This window comes from Pseudundibacterium arcticum (assembly GCF_042646465.1).
GTDB classification, from domain to species: Bacteria; Pseudomonadota; Gammaproteobacteria; order Burkholderiales; family Burkholderiaceae_D; genus Undibacterium_A; species Undibacterium_A arcticum.
The window spans coordinates 1-5,952 of the sequence record NZ_JBHRTP010000034.1 but is presented as its reverse complement, the minus strand read 5'-3'; the positions used below and the strand labels follow the sequence as shown (position 1 = coordinate 5,952).

The following is a 5,952-nucleotide window of genomic DNA, read 5'->3' as shown; positions in this document are numbered from 1 at the left end:
AACAGACATCAGACCAACTGCGATAAAGATCGAATGGATTAACTATATTTGGCCGATTGTACGCGTTCAGCATCGCGGCAGAAAGCGGCATACGGCTTCGCGCGAAACGACGGCCGTATGACCGGCATAGACAGCGCTTGCTAGATCTCGGTCTGTTCTGAAATTTCCAGAGCATCATCTACTTCAATGCCCAGGTAACGAACTGTGCTTTCCAGTTTCGTGTGGCCAAGCAAAAGCTGGACGGCACGTAGATTTTTTGTCCGCTTGTAGATCAAGGTCGCTTTGGTTCGCCGCATGGTGTGCGTGCCATAGATTGTTGAATCGAGGCCGATGGCTGAAACCCACTGATGCACGATCCGGGCATACTGCCGTGTCGAAACATGGGGCGACTTCGTGAGACGGCTCGGAAATAGGTGCTGCTCCGGCTTCAGTGCGCCTTATCGATCCAGGCTGCGACTGCGGTTCTGGTCGGTTCCGTCAATTCAAATTGCACTGGTCGTTGGGTCTTTCGCTGCACGACCATCGTCCTAGCCAAAATCTGGTTGCCGTGCGTGACATCGCGAACACTCAAATTGACGAGATCACAACCGCGCAACTTGCTGTCGATTGCGAGGTTGAACATCGCCAGGTCTCGAATCTGCTGGCTGTTTTGGAGGTGGATTCGGATTGCCCAGATATCCTTTGGCTTGAGTGGCGGCTTTTGCCCGATCAGTTTACCTTTGTTCCATGGCTCCCGAGTGTGAGTTGATTCCATATCAGACTCCTTCGTGGTTGGTCGAAGTCTGATTGTGTTGCTATGCCTATGTCAGCCTGCCACCTCGGGGCACGAGTCCCTTGACGGCCGCTTTCTGAATTGATGCCGAATGCGTACAATCGGCCACAAGCTGCCGGTGGTCGTTACATTTCGCTGGTATGTCGTCGGCGTCTGGCTAAGCTTAATAAATGACGTGACAAGGGGCTCTCTCGGCCAACATCAGCCAGTCAAGCTTCATCTCGAAAACAGACACTCATGAGATGGCCTGAATCAAACCAGATAATTGTGACCTGATTGATAACCATTAAATGTACCTATAGCCTCAAAGGAGTTGTCAGGTTACTGTCGGCTTTCAACATGATTGTGCAAATATCCAGTGCGTGCCCCGCATAGCGAGAAGGCAAGCCATTCCTTACAAGATGCAATGTGTTACAGGAAGTACTGGTCACGTCAATGTTCGTAAGACTAGATGAGGTAAATCATGATAATCGCCCGTTGGAGCATCGATGCGAAGTTCGGATACAAACAGAATGTGATCGACCTTATGCAGCGTTGGTTACAGGAAATTGCGCCGCAAGTTGGGTTTAACGCTGACAAAACCCGGTTGCTAACCGGCTCGATCGGCGCGCTGGAGGCAACTATTCAATCGGAACATCTTGTTAAGGACCTTAGTGAGCTCAACCAGGCTTGGGAAAAACTGGCGACGATTGCAGCGCATAAACAATGGAGCAAGGATCTCGAGCCGCATGTGGTTTCCGGGACAAGCCGCTGGGAAATTTATCGCGTTTTGTGATGACGTGGTGAACTCCACAATCCGGCTCGACGGTACGCTTTAGAAATCGACGCTCGATACTGTTCCCGGTGCCCAAGTAAGGGCTAGAATGCCCAACCTCACGCTGCAGGGGACCGCTTACCAGCGGGGCAGCGCATCGCTCCGCCCCGCTGACGCGGCCCCTGAGCTCGAACGTTGAGAGTCCGCTGTCCTTTGTCGTGACCGGCAGCAATGGGTCGATTGTGTTTGCAAGCTGCCGGTGGCCGTTACATTTCACTTGAATGCTGTCCGCGACCAGCTATGTTGGATAAATGAGCTGGCAAGAGCCTCGTCCCACGACTACCGTTCCGATGGCATCGACTCGATAAAGGGGGTTATCGTACTTTTGGTGCAAATTGGTGCGGTTAGCCAAGAAATTAATCGGAGAATCAACAACTTACAGTTTGCACAGATTTTCAGGTTGCGGTGATTTGTAACTCGTTGTTGCACAACGGTTTTGGTCGCGCGGCGTGTCAATTTGCACCAAAAGTACGATAACCCCAACAAACAAGACAAGGAGAACAGATCATGTCACACAAAGGTAAGATTCAGCTTACGCTCTTCTTCGTTGCTCCGCCGGATCAGGTAGCGGAGGGTGATCGCCTCTTTCGGAGCCACGGTCCTTGGATGGAGGCAACGCATCACCGCGAGGGGGACAAGGCTCTTCTGAGTTACAACGTGTCCAAAGCGCCGGAGCTTTCCAACTCCATGGATCCCAACTCTGCTCCGACCGGCAACACCTGCTTCATCCTGAGCGAGATCTACGAGACAGGCGCTGGTGTGGCCGACCACTTCCAGATGGCCGAATCGAGTTGGCAGGACTTCCCAGCCCTCGTCAAGTGGATGGAGAAATGCACGGTCACGGGACTGCCGGCGGCTCCGATCATCAACTCGCTCTGGTGAATGTGGGATGGAGGGCTCGATTCGGCGTCTCTACCTCAACGCCTATGGCTCGATTGAGAAGCACAAGATTTGATGGCCCGCCTAACAACGGCATGCAGCGGCGACGCTTCGCGCCGCCGCTGATGCCGAGCGTTGAGCATCCGCTTTTGCGAAGCGCGATAGTCAGCTTCGGGTCAAATTCGGCCTGTCGCGAATGACGCAGTCCGGCCAAAAGGAGACCTTCAAGGGCAACGTAAGAATTTCCGCGTAGCCGACATTGACGCCCAGTTGCTTCAACGCGAAATGGCCGGTGGTGTATTTTAAATTTGCAGCAGCCCGTCAATCACTCAAGGAGAATGAGTCATGTCCACAGAAGACGAAGTCCGCAAAGCATCAGAACAGTTCTACGCAGCGTTGAACAACATGGCCAATGGGGATCCCCGTCCAATGTCAGACATCTGGTCGCACGGTGCCACCGTAACGGCCATGCATCCGATTGGCGGACAGCAGGTCGGTTGGGACAAAGTCCGAGAATCATTTCAGCAAGTGGCCCAGATCGCCTCAGAGGGGCGGGTAAGACTGGATGATCAGATGATTCAGGTCACGGGAGATCTGGCCTACGAACTGGGTTCCGAGCGTGGGCAGGCTAAGTTTGGTGGACAGCAGGTTACCTTAGATCATCGCGTCACAAACATCTATCGCCGCGAGGCGGGTAGCTGGAAGATCGTCCATCACCACACGGATGTTTCTCCGGCGATGCTGGATGTTCTTAAGCGGATGGAGGCCAAGACGTAATCAACCTATCCTGCCATCTTGGGTAAAATGTGAATGCGGACTTGACCCGTGTCGATGGGCAGGGTTGTCCAGTTCTGGGCCTCAGCGAGCTGAAAAGCATGGTGCAGTATCTCGGGATCGAGGTCGACGATGCTCTGGAGATCGCCGACCAGACGGAGGTGTAGTCCCGCCAGACTGGTCACGACTGCCGAACTCGACGGTCGCTGACCGGCCATGACCAGCCACTGGCTTTTCTTCTCCATTGCGGTCATTGATTCCGTGCGCTGCTCCGAAGCGGCCATTGCGCCGAAGGTACCCGAATCTCTTACCTGAACGGCAGCTGTGTATTATCAACGGCCATTCGGGCTTAGAATGCCAATGGGAACTTTCGGCCACTATGAGTCATTGATCGGTCAGCAGTGGGCGGCAGATAACAGCTGCACAGTGGCCGTTCGCCAAAGGCAGAAGTGTCTCGATGGAGTTGCCCGAAAAGCTATGAGGTATCGAGGTCGTCGCGCCTCGGTTCACTTTCACTTTCGTTGACGGTGTCGGCGCACACGGGCTCATGATCCACGGCGAAAGCGCCCAACTTCGAAGCGAGCTCGGCCCGCCTCTTCTTACGCTCGCTGCAACCGTGCGTCCGGCGGTCCAGACACTCGGGTGCCAGCACGTGAATTTATGTAGTTCTTAGGTCAGGTCTACGTCGCGATAAACATAGGCGGAGAGCTTCATCTGATCGTCCGCGCTACGAGGGTCCTACTTCGTCTTGAAGTATGTAGTGGTGGGAGGCTGCCACTAGCGCGTGCCCCGCGGCAACCACGATGATCGTCCAGTCGACGAGATTATCTAATTCACCGACCAACGGCGTAGACGAACCACTTTTCGTAACTGAATAACGATTGAAAATCATTTTCGTTTAGATTTGTCCATAAAAAACAATGGCTTAGATCGCATTCATCGCTCACTTGTGCGATACTCGCCCCCGGAATAACAAGCTGTACTTTCGCCAACCAGTGTCCGGAGCCAAGTCAAATGGATGATGATGAAGTTAGCCGCCACAAGGCCGCCCGGCGCAGCACTTTTGTCAGTGTCTGGGTCAATGTCCTACTGGCAACCACACAGATTGTGATTGGTATTTTCGCCAGGTCGCAAGCATTGCTGTCCGACGGCATTCACTCGCTGTCAGACCTTGTATCTGATTTCGTCGTGTTGTTTGCTGGCCAGCATAGCAAGAAGGGACCGGATGACGACCATCCGTATGGTCATCAGCGTTTTGAAAACGCGGCGTCGCTCGTCCTAGGCTTGCTCCTACTTGGAGTGGGCATTGGAATGCTGTGGACATCTGTCGTGAAGTTCAGAAACCCGTCCGCGATCCCCGCTGTACACGTCGCCGCACTTTGGGTGGCCATAGTGGCTCTTGCTGCCAAGGAACTGCTCTTCCACTATATGCTGGCTATCGCCAAGCGGGTAAAGTCAAGCATGTTGATTGCCAACGCGTGGCATGCCCGCTCGGATGCCGCATCCTCATTGGTGGTGGCCATTGGTATCGTGGGAAATCTGATGGGTTATCCGCTATTGGATCCTGTCGCCGCCCTGATCGTAGGGTTCATGGTTAGCCGGATGGGCTGGGGGTTTGCATGGAATGCCATGAATGACCTCATGGATCGAGCCGCCGAGGAAGAGGAAGTGGCTGCGATCAGGCAGACGCTGCGGGAAAGCGAGGGTGTGCTAGGCGTACACGACCTGCGTACCCGAAAGATGGGAGATTCGATTGTTGTAGACGTTCATCTGGAGGTTAATGATCAGATCTCCCTCGTTGAGGGGCATGATATCGCGGCAGCGGCACGCAAAAATGTAATCGACAGGCATCCAGTTCTCGACGTTATGACGCATATCGACCCGGTTGGTGCGACTGCGTTCGGCCGCAAACCGGTTGCCATTCCAGTTGGCCAGCACGCCTGACCGGATAAGTCTCGAGCTGCGAATTCAACAAGCCTCGTAACAGCGCCGCATTCGTCGCCGTTACGAGGTTTCGCTTTCGCCGGTGTCTGAACTGGCAGCCACCTTTTCCTGATTCAGAGCGATGGCCGCCAGCGTCGTCGCAAGCTCCGAATGTACTTCCTTTAGCTCACCGACACGATCGGTCAGGTATTCCGCGCTGCCGCGCACCAGCAGCATGAACCCGGTCACTCGTCCTGAAACGAAGACAATAGACCGTCGCCATCGACCTTGAATCGAAAGCCTCGCCACGACACCCGCGTCGAAAAATAGCTCATCGTCGGTGAAGGCGCAGGCGGCCTTGACCGCGACGCTCCATGTGGCCGCTCGTTGCTTGCGGGCCGATCACTCCTTTCGATACTCACGCGATTCTTGCTAGCTCCGACAGAATGCGCCAAAGTAAAAACGCTCGGCCGCGATCGGTCGTTAGCAGGTAGATAAGAGACACTCATGCGTGCCGCGCAATTGGCAGCTTCGGGTCGGCTAGAGCCAGCCACCCTTAAAACCTGAGCGGCAGGTATCAGACTTCACCTGCCTCTGAGAGCAAAAAATGACCGGTGCCCCAGCCACGGTCGGGTGTCAGCGACTTTGCTGCCATTCAGTTTTCGAGACCATCCGGCAAGACCCGACCCTTTGCGGTCAGTCGGCCTCATGAAAAGAAGACGCTCCATTTTGTTTTCAACGTCCGTCATAGGCCGCTCCGCTTGCGGGATTCTCTGGCAATTAGCTGTGT

Annotated in this window: 6 protein-coding genes and 1 pseudogene; 4 read left to right on the top strand and 3 right to left on the bottom strand. The window is 54.4% G+C overall.

Going from position 1 to position 5,952, the window contains the following annotated elements; translation table 11 throughout:
- Positions 1 to 140: 140 nt before the first annotated feature.
- Positions 141 to 754, bottom strand: a pseudogene (locus tag ACFOFO_RS11975) (tyrosine-type recombinase/integrase).
- Positions 755 to 1,235: 481 nt separating this feature from the next.
- Between ACFOFO_RS11975 and ACFOFO_RS11970 the strand changes: the two are divergent.
- The 3 genes from ACFOFO_RS11970 to ACFOFO_RS11960 all read left to right on the top strand — a co-directional run bounded on the left by ACFOFO_RS11970 (position 1,236) and on the right by ACFOFO_RS11960 (position 3,242).
- The gene (locus tag ACFOFO_RS11970; RefSeq protein WP_390324584.1) at positions 1,236 to 1,547 is read left to right on the top strand and encodes a hypothetical protein; all 312 of its coding nucleotides are present in this window, start codon (positions 1,236 to 1,238) and stop codon (positions 1,545 to 1,547) included.
- A gap of 546 nt (positions 1,548 to 2,093) precedes the next feature.
- Positions 2,094 to 2,468 carry a hypothetical protein gene (locus tag ACFOFO_RS11965; protein ID WP_390324585.1) on the top strand — a complete coding sequence of 125 codons (375 nt, stop codon included), beginning with the start codon at positions 2,094 to 2,096 and terminating at the stop codon, positions 2,466 to 2,468.
- A 342-nt stretch (positions 2,469 to 2,810) separates the two neighbouring features.
- Positions 2,811 to 3,242, top strand: coding sequence for a YybH family protein (locus tag ACFOFO_RS11960; RefSeq protein ID WP_390324587.1), 432 nt, complete (start codon positions 2,811 to 2,813; stop codon positions 3,240 to 3,242).
- 5 nt (positions 3,243 to 3,247) lie between these two features.
- On the opposite strand, the gene ACFOFO_RS26590 is transcribed toward ACFOFO_RS11960, so the two are convergent.
- Positions 3,248 to 3,493: a hypothetical protein gene (locus ACFOFO_RS26590; protein WP_449369370.1), complete on the bottom strand. Its 246-nt coding sequence runs from the start codon at positions 3,491 to 3,493 to the stop codon at positions 3,248 to 3,250.
- Between the two features lie 760 nt (positions 3,494 to 4,253).
- Between ACFOFO_RS26590 and ACFOFO_RS11950 the strand changes: the two genes are divergently transcribed.
- The gene (locus ACFOFO_RS11950) at positions 4,254 to 5,183 is read left to right on the top strand and encodes a cation diffusion facilitator family transporter (RefSeq protein ID WP_390331598.1); all 930 of its coding nucleotides are present in this window, start codon (positions 4,254 to 4,256) and stop codon (positions 5,181 to 5,183) included.
- A gap of 60 nt (positions 5,184 to 5,243) precedes the next feature.
- Here the strand turns inward: ACFOFO_RS11950 and ACFOFO_RS11945 are convergent, their stop codons facing one another.
- Positions 5,244 to 5,399, bottom strand: a complete 156-nt coding sequence (locus ACFOFO_RS11945) for a hypothetical protein (RefSeq protein ID WP_390331597.1) — start codon at positions 5,397 to 5,399, stop codon at positions 5,244 to 5,246.
- Positions 5,400 to 5,952: the final 553 nt, after the last annotated feature.

What these genes read in the sequence shown, in the direction of transcription:
- ACFOFO_RS11970 (WP_390324584.1), top strand. Translation starts at nt 1,236, where the DNA reads ATGATAATCGCCCGTTGGAGCATCGATGCGAAGTTCGGATACAAACAG.
- ACFOFO_RS11965 (WP_390324585.1), top strand. Translation starts at nt 2,094, where the DNA reads ATGTCACACAAAGGTAAGATTCAGCTTACGCTCTTCTTCGTTGCTCCG.
- ACFOFO_RS11960 (WP_390324587.1), top strand. Translation starts at nt 2,811, where the DNA reads ATGTCCACAGAAGACGAAGTCCGCAAAGCATCAGAACAGTTCTACGCA.
- ACFOFO_RS26590 (WP_449369370.1), bottom strand. Translation starts at nt 3,493, where the DNA reads ATGACCGCAATGGAGAAGAAAAGCCAGTGGCTGGTCATGGCCGGTCAG.
- ACFOFO_RS11950 (WP_390331598.1), top strand. Translation starts at nt 4,254, where the DNA reads ATGGATGATGATGAAGTTAGCCGCCACAAGGCCGCCCGGCGCAGCACT.
- ACFOFO_RS11945 (WP_390331597.1), bottom strand. Translation starts at nt 5,399, where the DNA reads ATGCTGCTGGTGCGCGGCAGCGCGGAATACCTGACCGATCGTGTCGGT.